The following is a 21,012-nucleotide window of genomic DNA, read 5'->3' as shown; positions in this document are numbered from 1 at the left end:
AAAAGATCCGAGCTTTTTTATTTTTCAATAATTACATTTTTAAGGTAAAATGTCCTGTAAATTCTGAAACTATTCCCGAGTTTTGATCTCTTAAATCTACTACAAACCAGTAATCGTCTGCCGGCATTATCTCTCCATTGTACGTGCCATCCCAACCCCTGCCTTGCGGATCTAGTTGTTTTAGCAGTTTCCCGTATCTATCGTAAATTAAAACTTTTGATATAGAAACTTGAGGGTCATTTATCACATTCCAAGTGTCATTAAAACCATCCCCATTAGGCGTAAAAAATCTTGCATATCCAATGAGCCTGAATGCTGAAGAAGTAGCCATCCCACAACCAAATATATCCCTAGCCGAAACTGTATGTAGCCCCGGTTTTACATTATTGAAATTAGATTGTATTTGCCAAGAACCATTATCTAATTGATATTCATAAACAGGTGTCGTGCCTGAAGCGGCATTTGCATTTACAGTAACCACATAACCATCTTCAAAATCGTTTCCTGAGATCCCGAAAGTAATATTTTTAGGTGCCGAATAATACGTGATTTTAGTATTAAAATTATTAGAACAACCGGTTTGTTTATTTATAATTTCCAATGAGATATCAGAATTCTCCGGAATTTCAGTGAACGATAAAACAGGGTTTTGCACCCCATCTCCATCAGGATCATTAGCCACATTCCAATTATAGATGTATTCTGAACCAAGATCTTTTCCTATTGTCTCGGTATTTAACAGGTTACCATCAGCATCTATACAAAATATTGTCTCCGCTTCTAATTCCATCACAGGGATCGAAGCAATTTTTAATTTAAATGCTACGGCATTAGACACACAGCCAGATCTTTCATTAGTAATAGTTGCGATAATTTTTTGCTCATCTTCCCCTTCAAAAGATGTCGGATTTTCTATGGCAATATCGTTAGCAAAATTTGTTTCATCACTATAAAAATTCAGAACAAAAGATGAAATTGAATTTTGAGAATCCTCGGTTATTTCCCCATAAACCTGAGATAGGTCAAAAAGTGCTGTTGCTTCATTGCTACATCCCAAAAGATCATTTGGTGTTGTAGCAATAGGATTTTCAAAAAATTCAACTAAAACTTCATCATCAAGCGCTAATCCTGTATTATCATTTATTGCAATAACTTTAAAACGTCCCGATGAGGTCACAGTTAAAATAGGACTAATCTGATTAGACAAAAGCACAAAATCATCAGCATTATCATCAAAAATATAATATTCATATCGAGTTGCTTCCACATTGGAAGCCGTAAGCTGAACTGGAATATCTTCACATAAAGCCCGATCATCGCCTAGAATATTAATTATAGAACAATCGGTTGTACCAGCATTTGCTAAACCTAAATTTGTTTGTTCTAAACTTATGAAACCTGGCAATTCGGAATAATTATTTATAAGAACGACGTAAATCTGACCTCTCGAAGCATTATTAATTATAAAATTTTCTGAAGCCGATGGTGAGTAACTACACCCGACTATTCTAGAAGCCGATAGCGCGCTTGAACCGCAAAGTGGGTCGCCTTCATTAAAAGGACCCCATGCAATAAAATCAACATCTAAAGTTTCACCTGTGCCATCAGAATTCACAGTCTGACTAATTCTAAAATTGAGACTACCCGGATCTTTAACCTTTAAAAAAAACCATGCCGGATAGGGCTGAAAATCCAGACACCTATAGTCTGGACCACTTTCTGCCACGGCTAAATCCCCATTAAAAGCATTGGAATTTGGAAATACAAATTGAGATTCCCCAGCGCAAAATGCCCGAATACTAGAACAACGATCTCCTTGGGCATAAATTTGGCTCACTCCCATCAGAGAGATAATGACAAACAGTATAGAATGTATTAGAAACTTCATATATCATGATTACCAAACAATTGCAAATTACACATTTTACAGCAACTACCACACTTGGCTTTTTAGAATCTTTGCCCTCGAGAGTCATAAAATATGTATCTTTGCAAGCCAAATATATAGATTACTACAAGTTTTGAATAAAGTGCTATGAAGATAGACCATATGGAAAATAAAATAGATGAAATGGGCGATGCTCATGTTTCTACAAGTGCAAATAATCCTTTAAGAGAAGACGCTTTTGATTTAAGCAATGAAGAAAAAATTGCTTTGATAAATAAAGATGTAAAAAATATTTTACAAACTTTAGGGATGGATCTTACAGACGATAGTCTTAAAGGAACTCCGCAAAGGGTTGCTAAAATGTTTGTTAATGAAATTTTTGGCGGCTTAGACCCAAAAAGAAAACCCAAGGCTTCAACTTTCGAAAATAAATATAAGTACGGAGAGATGTTGGTAGAGAAAAATATTACCATTTATTCTACCTGTGAACACCATTTATTACCTATTGTTGGAAGAGCACATGTGGCATATATTTCCAGTGGAAGTGTAATAGGGCTTTCCAAAATGAATAGAATTGTAGACTACTTCGCTAAAAGACCTCAAGTTCAGGAGCGAATGACCATGCAAATTGTTCAAGAACTACAAAAAGCTTTAGGAACAAAAGATGTAGCTTGTGTAATTGATGCTAAACACCTTTGTGTTAACAGTAGGGGGATTCGCGATATAGAAAGCAGCACAGTGACAAGTGAATTTGGTGGTGCTTTTAAGGAAACTTCTGTAAGAAGAGAATTTCTAGATTACATTAAGCTAGACACTTCATTTTAAGTTAAAAAATACAAATTTTAAGAAGCAATAATTTATGGCTCTTTATAAGGAACAAAGCTTAAAACTTTACAACTCCATCACTGGAGAAAAGCAAATTTTTAAACCAATAAACGAAGGTCATGTAGGCATGTATGTTTGCGGACCAACAGTTTATAGCAATGTTCATTTAGGAAACTGCCGTACTTTTATATCTTTCGATCTTATTTTTAGATATCTCAAACATTTGGGATATAAAGTCCGCTACGTGAGAAATATCACCGATGCCGGACATTTAGAAAATGATGCAGATAGCGGAGAAGATAGAATTGCAAAAAAAGCAAGATTAGAGCAGATAGAACCTATGGAAGTGGTTCAACGTTATACCGTAGATTTCCATAATACTCTTCAAAAATTCAATAATTTACCGCCAAGCATCGAGCCGACTGCTACCGGGCATATTGTTGAACAAATCGAAACTATTAAAACTATTCTAGAAAAAGGTTTTGCTTATGAAGTAAATGGGTCTGTTTATTTTGATGTCATCAAATTCAATAAGGATCATAACTACGGAAAACTTAGTGGTAGATCTATTGAAGACATGATTGCCAATACTCGTGAGCTTACAGCTCAAAGCGACAAGAAGAATCCACAAGATTTTGCGCTTTGGAAAAAAGCTGAGACACAGCACATTATGCGTTGGCCATCTCCATGGAGTGATGGTTTTCCCGGTTGGCATTTAGAATGTACAGTGATGAGCACCAAATATCTAGGTGAACAATTTGATATTCATGGAGGCGGAATGGATCTAAAATTCCCACACCACGAATGTGAAATCGCTCAAGGAGAAGCTTCTACAGGGAAAAATCCTGTAAATTACTGGATGCATGCCAATATGCTGACCTTAACGGGCAAAAAATGGCAAAAAGCACGGGTAATAATATTCTTCCAAATGAAATATTTTCCGGGGATAATGATAATCTAAGTAAAGGCTTTAGTCCATCTGTAGCAAGATTTTTTATGCTTCAGGCTAATTACAGAAGCATTCTCGATTTTTCTAACACCGCCTTGTTGGCAAGTGAGAAAGGTTTCAATAGGATGATGGACGCATATAGATATAGTTCTCAGCTACCAGTTTCATCAACTTCATCTTTTTCTGTTTCTGAATGGAGGCAGCGCTGTTATGATGCGATGAATGATGACTTTAATAGTCCGATCTTAATCGCTACATTATTTGAAGCTGTAAAATTCATTACAGGAATTAAAGAAGGTACCGAACAAATTACCGCAAAAGACAAGGAGCTGTTGCATACGAGCATGCACGATTTTATATTTGATGTGCTAGGCTTGTTAGACACTACGGTAAGCAATCAGGATAATTCTGAAAAACTTTCAGGAACTGTAGAATTGCTTATTAAACTTAGAGCCGAGGCACGAAATAATAAAGATTTTGCAACCAGTGATCAAATTAGAGATCAATTGATGGCTTTGGGAATTCAATTAAAAGACGGGAAAGAAGGTACTGTTTTCACTCTTGAAGATTAAAACATAGCTCGTGCTAAAAAGATGGCTGGCATATCCTTTTATTTTACTGGTAAAATTCTATCAGAAAGCGATCTCGCCCTTAACTCCTGCTACTTGTAGATATACACCCACGTGTTCGCAATATACGCTTATTGCGCTTCAAAAATATGGGATTTTTAAAGGAGGATGGATGAGTCTAAAAAGAATTGCAAGTTGTAATCCTTGGGGCGGCTCCGGTCACAATCCCGTTCCATAATCATAATGCTATTTATTTTAAAGAATTATTGCCAAACCGCGCAAAAATGTATCTTTACCATACACTTATAAAAAATAATACATGCTTTTTAACGCAATAACCTGGAGTCCTTCTGAAGGATTAGATTTAGGATTTTTCACCCTTCATTATTACAGTTTAATGTTCCTTATCGCCTTTGGACTTGGGTGGTATATTATGAAAAGTATTTATAAGAATGAAGGCGTTTCAGAAGAAAAATTAGATCCGCTATTTATATACACCGTTTTAGCAACGTTAATTGGAGCAAGATTAGGGCATGTATTTTTTTATGATTGGGATTATTTCCAGCATCACCTATTAGAAATTTTTCTTCCGGTTCGTTTTGAACCAGAATTTGAATTTACAGGTTTTCGCGGACTAGCAAGTCACGGTGCAGCAATTGGAATTATTGTGGCCATGTACCTTTATCGAAAGAATATATTGGACAAACCTATTTTATGGATCTTGGACAGAGTGGTAATTCCCGTTGCCAGTGGTGCAATTTTTATTAGAATTGGGAATTTTATGAATTCTGAAATCATAGGAAAACCAACCAATAGTGACTATGGGGTGATATTTGAAAATTTAGGAGAAACCTTCCCAAGGCACCCGGCACAATTATATGAATCTTTCTGCTATTTATTAATCTTTTTAATGCTTTGGTTTGTGTATTGGAAAACCGATAAAAAACAAAAGATTGGATTTCTTTTTGGTTTATTTCTAGTCTTGTTATGGACGGTAAGATTCTTTGTAGAATTTCTTAAAGAACCACAAGTAGAAGAACGAGCAATTTGGCTTATAAACACTGGACAATGGCTTAGTATTCCATTTATTCTTGCCGGTTTATATTTTATGTTGAGACCTTCAAAAAGAGTTGCAGCATGAAAAGGTTAAAGAGAATTGTTATTGCCGGAGCTATCTTCGGAATATTTTTTTCTTGTGCCGATGAAGCAAAGAACACTTCGATAGAGACCGATGAAATTCAGTTTACAAAAGAAGGAGAATTGTTTCTTTTAAAAGCTGAAGACACCATACAACAATTAGATATAGAGTTTGCTGAAACCGCTTACGAGCAACAAACTGGTTTGATGTACAGAAGATCAATGGAAGCAAACCAAGGGATGTTATTCGTGTATTCTGAAGAAGCTATGCACAGCTTCTATATGAAGAATACCTATATTCCCTTAGACCTTATTTTCTTCGGAAAAGATAGTAGCATAGTCAGTTTTCAAGAAAATGCGAAACCTTTGGATGAAACTTCGCTTCCCTCTAAAGTTCCGGCTCAATTCATCTTAGAAGTAAATGCCGGAAAAGTAAAGCAATGGAATCTTGCAGAAGGAGATAAAATGATTATTTCCAGAAACTAATCTCATCTAGTTCTCTGTAAAATCTTACTTATTTAGACCCTTAAACAATCCCGAAAGCCTTCGTACAGGGTGACGTCAACACTTTAAAATCGCGTAAGGCTGAATTTATTTCAGCATCTGTTATATTATTTTACGAAATCTTAGAACAAGTTACAATTGATATATCTCCAAAGTTTAGAAGACCCTTCTACACGAAAGTCCTCACGAAGGCATAACATTTTTATACATTTGTCATCCCGCCACCGGGAGGGATCTCTAGCTAAATTATTCCTCTTGTATTGTGAGATCCTTTTATTCGCTGCGCTCCATTCTGGGTGACAATTCTACTATACTATCATCCCGAAACTAGGAGTCATCTCCCAGATAAATCAAATAAAAAAAAAGCTGCTCATTACTGAACAGCTTTTTTATATTAAATGATTGCTATTTATTAAGCAACAACTTCTTTTTGTTTTCTGCTATCTCTAGCAGCTTTCTTTTTATCACTATCGAACATTACAGGAGTTGCTATGAATAGAGACGAATATGTACCTACTATAACCCCTACGATCATTGCGAACATAAATCCTCTAAGGCTTTCTCCACCGAAGATAAAGATTGATAACAATACTAATAAAGTAGTTAACGAAGTATTCAAGGTTCTACCTAAAGTACTATTTAAGGCGCTATTAATCACCTTCATCCTTGGCCATGTTGTGTGCTCGTTCGCAAATTCACGAATTCTATCGAACACCACCACTGTATCATTCAGAGAGTAACCAATTACGGTTAATATAGCCGCAATGAATGCTTGGTTGATCTCCATACTAAATGGCATGATATTATAAGCTAAAGAGAAAATACCTAACACGATTAGTACATCATGAAATACTGCAGCTACAGCACCTAAACTGTATTGCCATTTTCTAAACCTCAATAAAATATAAAGGAATACCACGATTAGAGATCCTAAAACTGCCCAGAATGAGTCATTTTTAATATCATCGGCGATCGTAGGTCCTACTTTCATAGATTCCATGATTCCGATTTCCCGCTCGTTAGAACCCACTGTGAAATCTTCGAAAGATACATCTTCCGGTAAATGAGGTTGTAAAGCATCATACATCATTCTTTGAATTTCCGTATCTACAGCCTCTCCCTCATCATCAACTTTATATTTTGTAGTGATCTTTAACTGATTGTTTGCACCATACGTTTTTGCTTCAGCACTTTCAAACGTAGCAATAAGATCTTTTTCAACTTCAGATGAATTTACATCATCTGCAAATCTCACTGTATAAGTTCTACCACCAACGAAATCTACACCTTGATTCAATCCATTTAAAAAGAAAGATCCAATACTTACCAGAATAAAGATTCCAGAGATCGTATATGCTATTTTTCTTTTGCTTAAGAAATCAATATTCATGTTGGTGAATAAGTTCTTAGTAATAGAAGTGCTAAAAGCTAATGACTTTCCATTTTTCCCATATCCATCTATAAATAATCTTGTGATGAAAATTGCAGTAAATAATGAAGTTGCAATACCTATTAATAAGGTAGTCGCGAAACCTTTAATTGGCCCTGTTCCTAATATCAATAATATTAAACCAGTAAGACCGGTTGTAATGTTGGCATCTAAAATGGAAGAAAGGGCATTGTTGAAACCATCTTTAATCGCATCTTTTTGTGATTTTCCCTTTGCTAATTCTTCTTTAATACGCTCGAAAATAAGCACGTTTGCATCTACCGACATACCAATTGTTAACACGATACCTGCAATTCCAGGTAAGGTAAGTACAGCTCCAAGACCAGCTAAAATTCCGAAGATAAAGACGATGTTTACTACAAGAGCAATATCAGCAAAAAGTCCAGCTTTTCCGTAATAGAAAATCATCCAAAGCAATACGATAGACAAAGCGATAAGAAATGAATTCACACCACTATCTATAGCTTCTTGACCAAGAGATGGACCAACGATCTCACTCTGAATAATATCTGCAGAAGCAGGTAATTTACCGGCTCTTAGTACGTTTGCTAAATCCTGCCCTTCAGTGATATCAAAATCTCCCGTAATTTCACTTCTACCACCACTAATTGGTCCTGTAGAAACTCCTGGTGCAGAATACACAACGTTATCTAAAACAATTGCAATGTTGCTTTTTTCATTATAAGCTCTTCCGGTCATTTCTTCCCAGATCTTAGCTCCTTTCCCATTCATTTGCATAGATACTGCCACTCTTCCTAACTGATCGTAGGTTTGTGATGCATCTGTTATAACATCTCCTGTTAACGCAGGAAGCATTTCACGATCTCCTTTTAAAGCATAAAGATCTGAAACATTGTCTTTAGAAACTCCCCATACAAATTCTGCAAAACGAAGTTCTGAAGGTAAAAGAGATCTCACTTGAGGTTTGTTTAAATACTCTCTAACCTGTGCGGTATCTTTTGAAGAAAATGAAGCTATAACCGGGCTTCCTTGAAAACCTGGAGAAACCATTAGATCCAATAAAGGATTGTCTGCTGTTTGAACTTCGGAAGAATCCTCTGCACTTGCAAGTAATGCTTCGATCTCTTCCTCTTCTTCTGAAGCGGCAAGCGTATCTTTTTCCTCTGCAGATTTATCGTCCTTCTTAACCATTTGCGCAAGAGTGTTGTTTGCGTTGATCAAGAAATTTCCGAAATCTGTATTTTTATGTACATACCAGAATTCTAACTGAGCAGTACTTTGAAGTAATTTCTGTACACGAGCAATATCTTTTGCTCCAGGAAGCTCTACCAATATTCTACCAGAGTTTCCTAAACGCTGAATGTTTGGTTGTGCAACCCCAAACTTATCGATACGTTTACGCAACACTTCAAAAGCTGAAGTGATCGATTCGTCTACTTTTTGTCTTATAATAGGCTTAACAACCTCATTGGTCATTTCAAAATTAACCTGATCACTAAGCGTTTTATTAGCAAAAATATCTGGAGATGCTAATTTAGCCCCCTCATTTTGCTCGAAAGCCTCGAAAAAAAGGTCTAAATAACTTTCCTGACTATCTTTTTGAGCAGCATCAGCTTGAGCTAGCGCCCTATTAAAAGCTGGATCGTTACTATTATTAGCCAATCCCTTTAAGATATCTTTTACGGAAATTTGAAGGATTACGTTGATTCCTCCTTTAAGATCGAGTCCTTTATTAAGCTCTTTATCTTTTGCCGAATTGTAAGTAATCCCAGCAATAATTTCATCATTACCAATAGAATCTAAATATCTGCTTTCCTCAACATCTCGCAGGACAGAATATCCTTCTACGTTAGTTCCTATTTTTTGCTTAGCAAATGCCTCTGCATCACTCTCTACTCCGCTGGCAATAAATGTAAATGATAGCTGGTAAATACATACCAGACCAAATAAAACCGCAAAAATCCTGATCAGTCCTTTATTCTGCATTATTCTTTATTATTTAATGTCATTTTTTAAAACGGACAAATATAGGACTTCATTATTCAAATGCCAATTATTTTTTTTTGAAAAATTTAACTTTTTAGCAATAAAAAAGACCACTTAAAAAGTGGTCTTTTTTGAGTTTCAGTTTTTACTGAAATATGATAGGAATAATGCTTAAAACGTCAATAAATCATTCGTTTTTTTAACGCCTTCAGCACTTTCTTTAATCTTAGTTTTTTCAGCATCGGTCAATTCTATTTCAACGATTTTCTCCAAACCATCTTTTCCTAAAATTGCAGGAACCCCAATGCAAAGATCATTTAACCCATATTCTCCTTCTAATAAAGCAGAACATGGAAACATTTTTTTCTGATCGCAAGCAATCGCTTGAACCATTGATGAAACAGCTGCACCCGGTGCATACCAAGCACTAGTCCCTAACAATTTTGTTAGTGTAGCACCACCAACTTTAGTATCTTCAGAAACCTGATTCAATCTGTCTTCAGAAAGAAAAGCAGTTACAGGAATACTATTTCTTGTTGCCAATCTTGTTAAAGGCACCATTCCGGTATCACTATGCCCACCTATTACCATTCCATCTACATCAGACGGAGGGCATTCCAAAGCTTCACTTAATCTAAATTTGAAACGTGCACTATCTAAAGCTCCACCCATTCCAATAATTCTATTTTTAGGGAGGCCTGTAGTTTTATGCACTAAATATGTCATGGTATCCATTGGGTTACTCACCACAATAATTACTGTATTTGGAGAATGCTTAATTAAATTTCCAGAAACTTCTTTGACTATCCCGGCATTAATCCCAATTAATTCCTCTCTTGTCATTCCCGGTTTTCTTGGAATTCCACTTGTAATAACAACTACATCACTACCGGCAGTTTTGGTATAATCATTTGTAGAACCTACAATCTTAGAATCGAATCCGTTAAGGGTTGCAGTTTGCATTAGATCCATTGCCTTTCCTTCAGCAACACCCTCTTTTATATCTACTAAAACAATTTCTGAAGCAAAATTCTTTATGGCAATATATTCAGCACAACTTGCCCCAACAGCACCTGCTCCAACGATAGTAACTTTCATTTTATATGATTTTAAATATTAATTATTGATTTTGTACGAAAGTACAAATTATGTATTAGTTAAATAATAAGGAATGGTTAAATGTATTCTAGTTGAGACGGTAATGAAGCCCAACATTGGCATTAAATAATCCACTTGCTGAAAATACGGTGCTAAATTTAAATTTATTGAAATAGTAGTTAAATCCAATATTTCCTTTAAACTTCCCTTCGCTATTTCCCAAAGCACCTAATTGATCATTTAGTGCAGATAATGATGCTCCGGTTCCTCCAAAGGCATAATCAAAATTCGAATTGGTATAACCAACACCTCCCATTACTTCAAAATTCTCATAAAGCTTAGAACCTATTAGCTGCACATTATACATATTAGCATCTACCTCGATCCTATTTAGATTTGCAATCTCTATATCTATCGGAAGGAATTTATAATCTGCTTTAAAATTGCTGTAATTTGCCATTAACGCAAATTGAAAATCTTCAGGCTTAAATCTCTTGTATATATACTGAGAGAAATTATGTTTAAGTCCAACTCCATAAGTACTAATCCCTACGTCATTAATAAATACTTCCGGTAAATATCTTACAGCGATTTCCGTTTTAAATGGTAAGCCAACGGTTATCTGTGGGAAGGCGTGCAATACAACTCCTTTATCCAACCCGTCGATCGCATCAAATTCAAAATCTTGCCCAAAAATAGATCCTTGATAAACAGCATCTGTATCGCCACCATAAACAGTCGGTAATAACGCATTGCTAGCGCCGCTTATAGATAGATTATTAAATTGATTGTCTCTAATTAACTTATTTTTTTTAGAACTGGGAACAAATAAGGCATTCCCATGAACCGAAACTTCCACCTGCCATTTCTCCAATGTTGATGCGGAAGAGAACCAGCCTGCACTAGATTGTAAAGTGGCTCCTTCTGCTCCAGGCGCAGCAAAATTCTCTGCAATCAATAGCATGTCATCAATTAATGCATCCACATCTCCTTGAGCGAATGATAGGTTAGAAATAAGAAGTAGGGATAGTAATAAGGTAGATTTTAGTAGCTTTTTCACAGTATAGTGTTTTTAGTATTAACGTAAAAATAATGAAATACAGTATGTTAAATTATAGATAATCCATTTTAACTTAACAGTAACAAAAAAAAGCCCGCTAAAAAAGCAGGCTTCAAATCTTTATATATCTACATTCGCATAGACGGCGTTCTTTTCAATAAACTCTCGACGTGGCGGCACCTCATCTCCCATTAACATAGAAAAAATCCTATCGGCTTCACTACTATTATCTATATTAACCTGACGAAGCGTTCTAAATTCCGGATTCATTGTGGTATCCCACAATTGTTCAGCATTCATCTCCCCCAAACCTTTATATCGCTGAATTTGAACACTTCCGTTGTAACTCTCAGCAATAGCATCTCGTTCTTTATCGTTCCAAGCGTATTGCTTTTTCTGACCTTTTTTAACTAAATATAAAGGCGGAGTTGCAATGTAAATATGTCCATTTTCAATTAGTTCCTTCATATATCTGAAGAAAAATGTAAGAATTAAGGTTTCAATGTGGCTACCATCTACATCGGCATCACACATGATCACTATCTTGTGGTATCTTAATTTTGAAAGGTTTAAGGCTTTACTATCCTCTTCGGTACCAATGGTAACTCCTAAAGCGGTGTAGATGTTCTTGATCTCTTCATTATCAAAAACACGATGTCTCATCGCTTTTTCGACATTTAAGATCTTACCCCTAAGTGGTAAAATAGCTTGAAAAGCTCTATCTCTACCCTGCTTTGCTGTTCCACCTGCAGAATCTCCCTCTACAAGATATACTTCACATTTTGTAGGATCTTGCTCAGAACAATCAGATAATTTTCCAGGCAATCCACCTATGCTCATTACTGTTTTACGCTGCACCATTTCACGTGCTTTTTTAGCAGCGTGACGTGCCTGAGCGGCAAGAATTACTTTTTCAACAATAGTTTTAGCATCACTAGGATTTTCTTCTAAGTAATTCTCTAACATTTCTGAAACCGCCTGAGATACAGCAGAAGTCACTTCTCTGTTCCCTAATTTAGTCTTGGTTTGTCCTTCAAATTGAGGCTCCCCAACTTTTACAGAAATAATAGCGGTTAATCCTTCACGGAAATCATCACCAGCAATTTCGAACTTCAGTTTATCCAACATTCCAGAAGCATCTGCATACTTCTTAAGCGTTGTAGTTAAACCCCTTCTAAAACCAGATAAGTGAGTACCACCTTCGTGCGTATTAATATTGTTTACATAAGAATGTAAATTTTCATTAAAAGAGGTGTTGTAAATCATAGCAACCTCAACAGGAATGTCATTTTTCTCACCTTCCATAGAAATTACATGAGAAATAATAGGATCCCTGTTTTGATCTAAGAATTTTATAAATTCTTTCAAACCTTCTTCAGAAAAAAACGTTTCTGAAACAAAAGACCCATCTTCATTTAATTGACGCTCATCTGTTAATACAATTTTAAGCCCTTTATTTAAAAAAGAAAGCTCGCGCATTCTACTTGCCAGAGTATCGTAACTATATTCTGTAGTTTGCTGAAAAATAGTTGGGTCTGGAGTAAAAGTAACCACCGTACCTCTAAGCTCTGTCTCACCAATAGATTTAACAGGATACATTGGCTTCCCTTTTTCATATTCCTGCTGCCAAATAACTCCTTCTCTATAAACAGTAGCGCTTAAATGATTAGAGAGTGCATTCACACAACTCACCCCAACTCCATGCAAACCACCGGAAACCTTATAAGAATCCTTATCGAATTTACCTCCGGCTCCGATTTTCGTCATTACCACCTCTAGGGCAGAAACTCCTTCTTTTTTATGTAAATCTATAGGAATACCACGCCCGTTATCTTCGGTGGTGATTGATCCTTCTTTTGTAATAGTTACTTTTATAGTATCACAATGGCCAGCCATTGCTTCATCTATAGAGTTATCCACAACCTCATACACCAAATGATGCAATCCTCTAACTCCAGTATCACCAATATACATGGAAGGACGCATGCGCACATGCTCCATTCCCTCAAGCGCCTGAATACTATCTGCCGAATAACTGTTTTTCTTAACTTCTTCGCTCATATATGATTCTGTTAAAATTTGTCTTTTTATGTAACAGACAAATATAACAAAAGCCTTACTCCTATTAGCTTGGAGCGCACCTCAATACCTTTAAGTTATTAACAATTTTTGTGAAAAACCCTGCTTTTTAGTTGATAAAGAACTTAAACTTTTTGAGCCTCCATAAAACTGGTTTGTGCCACGTGAGTAGAACTTGCTCTACCGCTTGGATCTAGATCTTTTTGCCATTTTGGAATCCATTTTTTTACTGATTTTGCTGCAGATTCCTGTGGGAAATATTCGCTGAAGATCTCTCTATAAAAATAGGCTTCTTTAGTGGAAGGGGTGTTTATCGGGTATTTTTCTGAAGCCATTTCCATTTCCAAATCGGTTACCTGAGATTTTGTGTATTCAATAAGCGTATCTATCCAACTGTAACCAACTCCATCGCTAAATTGCTCTTTTTGTCTCCATAGCACTTCATCTGGAAGAAAAGCCTGTTCTGGCGTATCGAATGCTTTTCTAAGAATATACTTTTCCACGCCTCCATGAGATTTTGGCATTTTATGCTCAGGAGCAATTCCCATGGCAGTTTGCAAAAAGGCTTTGTCTAAAAATGGCACTCTCGCTTCTAATCCATGCGCCATTGTAGATTTATCTGCTCGCAAACAGTCTGCAGTAGACAATCTTTTAACTCGGCTTATTGTTTCTTTCTGAAATTCTTCAGCAGAAGGTGCATTTTTAAAATATAGGTACCCTCCAAAAATCTCATCGGCACCTTCTCCGGAAAGCACTACTTTAATCCCTTTTTCAGTAATTGCTTTTGAAAGGAAATACATTGGAGTACTTGCTCTAATTGAGGTCACATCATAAGTTTCTAAATGCCAGATCAATTTTTTTATAATTCCGATTCCTTCTTCCACCGTAAAATGAATTTCATGATGTTCAGTCTCTAAAAATTCTGCCACTTTTCGAGCAGCTATTAAATCGGGTGCGTCTTCATTTAAGCCGATAGAAAATGAATGTAATTTTTTACCTTTTTCTTTGAGTAGTCTTGCCGCGATTGAAGAAGTTAAAGACGAATCTAATCCTCCACTTAGCAATACACCTAAAGGCACATCAGACATCAAGCGTTTTTTGGTTGCTGCAATTAAAGATTCTCGAAGTCTTTTTAAGTCTGCTTCTTCATGACACTTCTCCAAAGAATACCACTCCGGTTTATAATATTGAACAAATCCGGTAGTTGGCGTATAATAATATCCAGGAGGAAACGCTTGAAATTCCACACATTGATCTGCCAGCACTTTCATTTCACTCGCAAACCACAGCGCACCTTCAGCATCCCTACCATAATAAAGTGGCTTTACACCTATTGGATCTCTTGCAGCAATAAATTCTTTTCCATCTACCACAACAAAGGCAAAATCTCCGTCTAATTTGTTTAAAAAACCATATCCATATTTTTCATATAAGTGTACGATCACTTCGGAATCACCTGTGGTACGATACTCATGATCTTTTAGTTCATTTTCCTTAAGCGCTTTGTAATTGTATATTTCGCCGTTATGAATCATCCATGCCGAAGAAGTTCCTTGTATAGGTTGCTTCCCGGTTGTTACATCCATGATAGCCAATCTCTCATGACATAAGATCGCTCCAGTTTCAGTAACATGTACATCACTTTCATCTGGCCCACGATGACTAATTCTTTTAGAAAGCTGAGAAACCAACTCCTTATCTTCTTTTTTTCCTATTACAGCTAATATACCACACATAATTTTCAGTTTTAATTATAAACAAATTTGCAGCATTCATTTTCAATTAAAAACATTTGAGCAAATATTGATTACATTTAATAACTAAAATTATTTAATTAGTATTTTACTGAAACTTTATCTAATCAATTTTGTGTATATCACTATCAAATAAGAAGCTTAGGGTTTTAAAAAATTATAAGACTTCATTAACATTCCTCATTTTATTGAAATAGTACCTTTATATCTTAATTAAATTAATTTAAATATTATGAAAAGAATATTCTTATTAGCAGCAATAGCAATCTTTACGCTTCAAAGCAATTCTGTAAATGCCCAAGAAAAAACCAAAGATGCTATCAATTTTGCAAAAGTTGATGTAAGCCCAATGGATTTAGTTGTTTACAAAAATCAGGATGAAGAAGTTGTAGCTAGAGTTATCTATAGTAGACCTCAAAAAAGAGATCGAGAGATTTTTGGAAAACTTGTGCCTTATAATGAAGTTTGGAGAACTGGCGCAAATGAAGCAACAGAGCTTACTTTATATAAAGACATGAAAGTAGCTGATGCGATGGTGGAAGCTGGAACGTACACTATTTATACAATTCCTGGAGAAAAAGAATGGACTGTAATTTTAAATAACAGAACAAACACTTGGGGAGCCTATGAGTATACCGATCAAGAAGATAGAGTGAGAATTAAAGTTCCTGTGCGAAATGCACCTTCCACTATTGAATCTTTTTCCATGGCTTTTGTAACTAAAGCTGATGGAGCCGATCTTTTAATGGGTTGGGATAACAAGTATGTTGAAGTTCCTTTTAAAGCAGTTCAATAAGCTTTAAAAAAAACACCTAAAAACTTAAAACGGTTTCAATCCTTAAGAATTGAAACGTTTTTTATTAAGGTATATTTAAATATTTATGGGTTTGCAATGATACTTTCCATTTTGGATTTTTCATCACATAATCTACAATTATTGGAATAACAGAATCCCGCTTACTCCATTCTGGTTGAAGATATAGGATACAATCCTTATTAACTTTTGCGGCTTGCTCTTCAGCAAACTTTAGATCATGGAGATTATAAACGATTACCTTCAATTCGTTTGCTACTGCGTAGATTTCTTCTGTTGGCAGCTTTATTTTTTTAGGAGACAAACAAATCCAATCCCATTGCCCGCTTAATTTATACGCTCCAGATGTTTCTATATGAACCTGGCATTCTTTATCTTTTAAAAGACTAGTGATAGGACCCATATCCCAAGTCAAGGGTTCGCCCCCGGTGATCACAATGGTATCACTATAAGAAACGGCATTTTCTACAATTTTCCCAATATGAGTTGGAGGATGCAAGGATGCGTCCCAACTTTCTTTAACATCACACCAGTGACATCCAACATCGCAACCACCTATTCTAATGAAATAAGCAGCAGTTCCTTTATGGAAACCTTCACCTTGAATGGTATAAAACTCTTCCATTAACGGAAGCATAATACCCTTATCCACCAACACTTTTGTATCTCCTGTAATCATAGCGTGCAAAGATAACTATTCTTTAAGACCTAACATAGCTTAGTATTAAAGTTCTAAAGTATGTTTTTGGCCAAGCCTACTCTTCTCTTTTAATATTTTAAATGCGCTTTGCACCTCGCTTTAGATGATAAAAACCTTAATCTAATCTTTAAAAATTACAGGTTTTCAAGGAGCTGCTAAAAAGAAATGTTATAAATTAATTTTTTAAAATTTTTTAAACAGTAAAACCTTTCAGTTTGAAATCAAAGATCCTGCACTTCTTCTTACTTCTGGCAATAATCTCATCGCTATTTTCTTGCTCTAGCACGCAACAATTAAAGAAGGAGCTCTCTCGAGAATTAACTTCAGAAATATTCAACCAAAGTTTTACCGGATTTGCATTATACGATCTAGAAAAGAAAGAATTTGTTATAGAACAGAATTCCAATAAGTACTTTACGCCCGCCTCCAATACTAAGCTGCTCACTTTTTATGCTTCACTAAAAGAATTAGGAGATACTATTCCGGGAATTAGATATTATAGCACTCAAGATTCCTTAGTTTTTTGGGGCACCGGGGATCCAAGTTTTTTGAATCCAAAATTTTCCCATTCTAAGGTTTTCGACTTTCTGAAGAATTCCTCTAAAAAGCTATATCTCGCAACCTCAATTGGTACTAACCCTTCTCTTGGCTCTGGCTGGGCTTGGGACGACTATAACGATGCCTATTCTGCAGAGCGGTCTCAATTTCCAATTTATGGAAACCTCGTAAATTTTAAGTGGAGATCTTCTGATACTCTTCCAATAAGTTCTCCACCCTATTTTTCTGAATTCTTAGTCAAGGATATGCAGGCTTCCAATTCAATTCGAAGGGATGTAGATTCTAATACTTTTAAATACAACATCCCGAAGAATGAAATTCTAGATAAAAACATTCCTTTTAAAACCTCACCCGAATTGAGTGTTAAATTATTAAGCGATACCTTAAGCAAGCCTGTTACTGTTATTTCAAAGAATTTGAAACTTACTAATAAAAAAACTCAAACTATATATTCTGTAGCATCAGACAGCCTTTATAAGGAGATGCTAGTAGAAAGTGACAATTTTATAGCAGAACAGCTACTTTTACTTATTTCCGAAAAGATAAGTGACAGCTTAAATACTAATTCGGCAATAGATTATATACAATCTGCTTATTTTAATGATCTACCAGACGAAATTAAATGGGTAGATGGCTCGGGCTTATCCCGTTATAATTTAATTACACCAAGAACTTTAATAGCCATTCTTGAAAGGATATTCAAGGAAGTGCCAAAAAAGCAACTTTTTGAGCTCTTCCCAGCTAATGGGAAAACAGGAACTCTTAAAAACTGGGATGCTTCAGCAGAGCCATACATCTACGCAAAATCGGGATCTCTTCGGAATAATTACTCACTAAGCGGATATTTAGAAACTAATTCTGGCAAGCTGATGATCTTTAGTTTCATGAATAACAATTATGTACTTCCTTCTTCAGTAATTAAAAAACAAATGGAAAAAATCCTTTTAGAGATTAGAAATTCCTATTAAACTGCACAATTCTAAGTGAACCAATCAATAATTATTTATTTTAGAGCAGAATTTATTTAGCACCAAAATATAATGGAGAGAAGAAATTTTTTAAGAAACATAGGAACAGGCAGTTTAGCCATAGGATTATCTTCATTTATTGCTCCTGTGGCTTTTTCTTCTGAATTAAATACAACAAGCACAAAAGAATTAATTCCGAAACATCTTTCTGAAGGAGATACAATCGGGATTATTAGTCCTGCTTCAAATAAATTTGAATCGGAACCTTACGAGATAGCGGTTGAGACGTTTCAAGCAATGGGTTTAAAAGTGAAACTCGGGAAATATATCAACTCACATTACGGACATTTAGCAGGCACAGATGAAGAGCGGGCTGAAGATTTGAACAATATGTTTAAAGACCCGGAAGTGGATGCTATCATTGCATTACGGGGAGGCTCCGGTGCAGCAAGGATTTTAGATAAAATAGACTACGAAGCTATCGCTAAAAACCCAAAAGTATTTATAGGATATAGTGATATTACAGCTCTTCATATGGCGATTTATGCCAAAACCGGACTCGTAACTTTTCACGGGCCAATGGCGACTTCTACTTGGAATAACTTCAGCTATAGCATTTTCAAAGAAATCCTTTTCAATAAAAATACTTTCACTTTTGAAAACACAAAAGAAACCGGGGATAATCTAGTACAAGTAAAAAACCGAATTCGCACCATTACTTCAGGAAAAGCTGAAGGAATTTTATTAGGCGGAAATTTATCGGTTTTATCTGGTATTATGGGATCTGATTATCTGCCAAATTGGGAGAATAAGATCCTATATCTGGAAGAAGTTGGTGAAAAAATTTATGCGATAGACAGGATGATGTCTCAGCTTAAATTGGCAGGAGTTCTAGATAAAATTTCCGGATTTGTCTTTGGAAAATGCACCGATTGTGATCCCGGCGGAAGTGGTTATGGCTCTCTAACTTTGGAAGAAGTAATAGATCATTATATTAAACCTTTAGAGATTCCGGCATATTCCGGTGCCATGTTTGGACATGTGGATGATAATTCTACCATTCCAAATGGAATAAATGCTGCTATAGATGCAGATAATGGCACTATTACTATGCTATCGCCTGCAGTATATTAAATATCTTAATTTTCAACTTATAAAATGAATACCTAAAATGAAAGATCCCTACAAGTTCATAGAACACATACAGCAAGGCTATGCTCCAAAAGGAGATTTCATCTATATGGGCGCTGCTATGCTGGATGGTAAACCTATTCCGGAAGCGCAAGTGAAGATTCCATTAAAAACCATGAATCGGCATGGACTTATTGCAGGAGCAACAGGAACCGGGAAAACTAAAACACTACAAATTATTGCGGAAATCCTTTCAGAAAAAGGCGTTCCTGTATTGATGATGGATATAAAAGGAGATCTTAGCGGAATTGCAAAACCTTCTCCCGGACATGAAAAAATTGATGCTCGCCACCAACTTTTAAATTTTGAATTCACTCCTCAAGCTTCACCTGTAGAGATTTTGAGTCTTTCAGATCAAGCAGGAGTTAGATTAAAAGCTACCGTGAGTGAATTTGGCCCTATTCTTTTATCGAGAATTCTAGATCTTACAGATACCCAAACCGGGATTTTAGCTATTGTTTTTAAATATTGTGATGATAATCAATTACCACTTTTAGATTTAAAGGATCTTAAAAAAATAATTCATTACGCAACAGATGAAGGAAGAGAGGAGTTTGAAAAGGATTATGGTAGAATGTCTAAATCTTCTACCGGTTCTATTTTAAGAAAGATCGTTGCTTTGGAACAACAGGATGCCGATCTATTTTTTGGAGAGCCTTCATTTGAAGTAGAAGATCTTATGAGAACGAACATAGATGGTCGTGGAATGGTTAATATTATTAGATTGGATGACATCCAAGATAAACCGAAATTGTTTTCCACTTTTATGCTGAGTTTGTTAGCTGAAATTTATTCAACATTACCAGAAAAAGGAGACAGCGACAGACCGGAATTAATTCTTTTTATAGACGAAGCGCACTTAATTTTTAAAGAAGCTTCCGATGCATTATTGGATCAAATAGAAAGTATTATAAAATTGATTCGCTCTAAAGGGGTTGGAATTTATTTTGTAACTCAAAATCCAACAGATGTTCCAAAGGAAATATTAAGTCAGTTAGGTTTAAAAATTCAGCATTCTTTGCGAGCATTTACAGCTAACGATCGAAAAGCCATCAAATTAACTGCTGAAAATTATCCGATTTCTGAGTACTACGATACCAAAGAAGTTTTAACCTCGTTAGGTATTGGAGAAGCCTTTATTTCAGCTTTGGACGAGAAAGGAAGACCATCACCCTTAGCAGCCACCATGATGAGAGCTCCTATGAGCAGAATGGATGTTTTAACTTCAGCAGAATTAAAGGATTTAATAGGTTCTTCTAAGTTGGTTTCTAAATATAATAAAGAGATCGATCGGGAGAGTGCATATGAATTATTGAATAAAAAGATCGCTCAGGCAGATCAAGAAGAAGCAAGAGAAAAAGCAAAAGAAGATCGAGAGAAAGTTTCTCGAACAAGTTCAAGAACTACAAGAAATTCAAATAAAACTCAAAGTGCCGTTATTAAAGTTTTAACGAGTGCTACTTTTATTAGAGGAGTTATGAGCATTTTGAACAAAGCATTTAAATAGAAGACAAGAATAAC

General features: G+C 35.6%; 15 protein-coding genes and 1 pseudogene. 9 read left to right on the top strand and 7 right to left on the bottom strand.

Translation table 11 applies throughout. The features are described 5' to 3' along the window. Positions 1 to 31 precede the first annotated feature (31 nt). Positions 32 to 1,888: a T9SS type B sorting domain-containing protein gene (locus ON07_RS04880; RefSeq protein WP_155807140.1), complete on the bottom strand. Its 1,857-nt coding sequence runs from the start codon at positions 1,886 to 1,888 to the stop codon at positions 32 to 34. 147 nt (positions 1,889 to 2,035) lie between these two features. Here ON07_RS04880 and folE point away from each other — a divergent pair, with 147 nt between their 5' ends. The 5 genes and pseudogenes from folE to ON07_RS04860 all read left to right on the top strand — a co-directional run bounded on the left by folE (position 2,036) and on the right by ON07_RS04860 (position 5,854). Next, positions 2,036 to 2,713, top strand: a complete 678-nt coding sequence (gene folE / locus ON07_RS04875; protein ID WP_193360279.1) for a GTP cyclohydrolase I FolE — start codon at positions 2,036 to 2,038, stop codon at positions 2,711 to 2,713. Positions 2,714 to 2,747: 34 nt separating this feature from the next. Further along, positions 2,748 to 4,234, top strand: a pseudogene (gene cysS / locus ON07_RS14565) (cysteine--tRNA ligase). Positions 4,235 to 4,244: 10 nt separating this feature from the next. Continuing rightward, the gene (gene yidD / locus ON07_RS16150) at positions 4,245 to 4,469 is read left to right on the top strand and encodes a membrane protein insertion efficiency factor YidD (RefSeq protein WP_010228669.1); all 225 of its coding nucleotides are present in this window, start codon (positions 4,245 to 4,247) and stop codon (positions 4,467 to 4,469) included. Between the two features lie 81 nt (positions 4,470 to 4,550). After that, positions 4,551 to 5,372, top strand: coding sequence for a prolipoprotein diacylglyceryl transferase (gene lgt / locus ON07_RS04865; RefSeq protein WP_010228667.1), 822 nt, complete (start codon positions 4,551 to 4,553; stop codon positions 5,370 to 5,372). Beyond that, a complete protein-coding gene (locus ON07_RS04860) occupies positions 5,369 to 5,854 on the top strand; it encodes a DUF192 domain-containing protein (protein WP_010228665.1) in 486 nt (161 codons plus the stop codon). The genes lgt and ON07_RS04860 overlap by 4 nt, the downstream gene beginning before the upstream one ends. Before the next feature lie 430 nt (positions 5,855 to 6,284). On the opposite strand, the gene secDF is transcribed toward ON07_RS04860, so the two are convergent. From secDF to asnB, 5 genes are all read right to left on the bottom strand, one after another. Beyond that, positions 6,285 to 9,269 (bottom strand): protein translocase subunit SecDF, encoded by a 2,985-nt coding sequence (gene secDF / locus ON07_RS04855; RefSeq protein WP_010228664.1) that lies wholly within the window; start codon positions 9,267 to 9,269, stop codon positions 6,285 to 6,287. Between the two features lie 171 nt (positions 9,270 to 9,440). Continuing rightward, entirely contained in the window at positions 9,441 to 10,367 is a 927-nt protein-coding gene (mdh, locus tag ON07_RS04850) for a malate dehydrogenase (RefSeq protein WP_010228663.1), read from the bottom strand. A gap of 88 nt (positions 10,368 to 10,455) precedes the next feature. Next, positions 10,456 to 11,427 carry a DUF6588 family protein gene (locus ON07_RS04845; protein WP_010228662.1) on the bottom strand — a complete coding sequence of 324 codons (972 nt, stop codon included), beginning with the start codon at positions 11,425 to 11,427 and terminating at the stop codon, positions 10,456 to 10,458. Positions 11,428 to 11,547: 120 nt separating this feature from the next. Beyond that, complete coding sequence (gyrB, locus tag ON07_RS04840) at positions 11,548 to 13,488, bottom strand: DNA topoisomerase (ATP-hydrolyzing) subunit B (RefSeq protein WP_010228661.1); 1,941 nt, start codon at positions 13,486 to 13,488, stop codon at positions 11,548 to 11,550. A gap of 143 nt (positions 13,489 to 13,631) precedes the next feature. Beyond that, positions 13,632 to 15,242 (bottom strand): asparagine synthase B, encoded by a 1,611-nt coding sequence (asnB, locus tag ON07_RS04835; protein WP_010228660.1) that lies wholly within the window; start codon positions 15,240 to 15,242, stop codon positions 13,632 to 13,634. A 250-nt stretch (positions 15,243 to 15,492) separates the two neighbouring features. Here asnB and ON07_RS04830 point away from each other — a divergent pair, with 250 nt between their 5' ends. Then, on the top strand, positions 15,493 to 16,056 hold the full coding sequence (locus tag ON07_RS04830; protein WP_010228659.1) for a DUF2911 domain-containing protein: 564 nt from the start codon (positions 15,493 to 15,495) through the stop codon (positions 16,054 to 16,056). 64 nt (positions 16,057 to 16,120) lie between these two features. On the opposite strand, the gene ON07_RS04825 is transcribed toward ON07_RS04830, so the two are convergent. After that, entirely contained in the window at positions 16,121 to 16,753 is a 633-nt protein-coding gene (locus ON07_RS04825; protein WP_010228658.1) for a 7-carboxy-7-deazaguanine synthase QueE, read from the bottom strand. Between the two features lie 236 nt (positions 16,754 to 16,989). Between ON07_RS04825 and dacB the strand changes: the two genes are divergently transcribed. The 3 genes from dacB to ON07_RS04810 all read left to right on the top strand — a co-directional run bounded on the left by dacB (position 16,990) and on the right by ON07_RS04810 (position 20,998). Further along, complete coding sequence (gene dacB / locus ON07_RS04820; protein WP_010228657.1) at positions 16,990 to 18,300, top strand: D-alanyl-D-alanine carboxypeptidase/D-alanyl-D-alanine endopeptidase; 1,311 nt, start codon at positions 16,990 to 16,992, stop codon at positions 18,298 to 18,300. Between the two features lie 72 nt (positions 18,301 to 18,372). After that, the gene (locus tag ON07_RS04815) at positions 18,373 to 19,434 is read left to right on the top strand and encodes a S66 peptidase family protein (protein WP_010228655.1); all 1,062 of its coding nucleotides are present in this window, start codon (positions 18,373 to 18,375) and stop codon (positions 19,432 to 19,434) included. A 37-nt stretch (positions 19,435 to 19,471) separates the two neighbouring features. Then, positions 19,472 to 20,998 carry a helicase HerA-like domain-containing protein gene (locus ON07_RS04810; protein WP_010228653.1) on the top strand — a complete coding sequence of 509 codons (1,527 nt, stop codon included), beginning with the start codon at positions 19,472 to 19,474 and terminating at the stop codon, positions 20,996 to 20,998. Positions 20,999 to 21,012 lie beyond the last annotated feature (14 nt).

Origin of the sequence: Gillisia marina (genome assembly GCF_000258765.1) — a bacterium.
GTDB lineage: Bacteria > Bacteroidota > Bacteroidia > Flavobacteriales > Flavobacteriaceae > Gillisia > Gillisia marina.
This window is presented reverse-complemented; position numbering and strand designations above follow the sequence as displayed.

Excerpts from the sequence above, each read along its gene's own strand:
- folE (WP_193360279.1), top strand. The coding sequence starts at position 2,036 with ATGAAGATAGACCATATGGAAAATAAAATAGATGAAATGGGCGATGCT.
- ON07_RS04880 (WP_155807140.1), bottom strand. The coding sequence starts at position 1,888 with ATGAAGTTTCTAATACATTCTATACTGTTTGTCATTATCTCTCTGATG.
- secDF (WP_010228664.1), bottom strand. The coding sequence starts at position 9,269 with ATGCAGAATAAAGGACTGATCAGGATTTTTGCGGTTTTATTTGGTCTG.
- mdh (WP_010228663.1), bottom strand. The coding sequence starts at position 10,367 with ATGAAAGTTACTATCGTTGGAGCAGGTGCTGTTGGGGCAAGTTGTGCT.
- ON07_RS04825 (WP_010228658.1), bottom strand. The coding sequence starts at position 16,753 with ATGATTACAGGAGATACAAAAGTGTTGGTGGATAAGGGTATTATGCTT.
- ON07_RS04860 (WP_010228665.1), top strand. The coding sequence starts at position 5,369 with ATGAAAAGGTTAAAGAGAATTGTTATTGCCGGAGCTATCTTCGGAATA.
- ON07_RS04830 (WP_010228659.1), top strand. The coding sequence starts at position 15,493 with ATGAAAAGAATATTCTTATTAGCAGCAATAGCAATCTTTACGCTTCAA.
- ON07_RS04810 (WP_010228653.1), top strand. The coding sequence starts at position 19,472 with ATGAAAGATCCCTACAAGTTCATAGAACACATACAGCAAGGCTATGCT.
- ON07_RS04815 (WP_010228655.1), top strand. The coding sequence starts at position 18,373 with ATGGAGAGAAGAAATTTTTTAAGAAACATAGGAACAGGCAGTTTAGCC.
- gyrB (WP_010228661.1), bottom strand. The coding sequence starts at position 13,488 with ATGAGCGAAGAAGTTAAGAAAAACAGTTATTCGGCAGATAGTATTCAG.
- asnB (WP_010228660.1), bottom strand. The coding sequence starts at position 15,242 with ATGTGTGGTATATTAGCTGTAATAGGAAAAAAAGAAGATAAGGAGTTG.
- lgt (WP_010228667.1), top strand. The coding sequence starts at position 4,551 with ATGCTTTTTAACGCAATAACCTGGAGTCCTTCTGAAGGATTAGATTTA.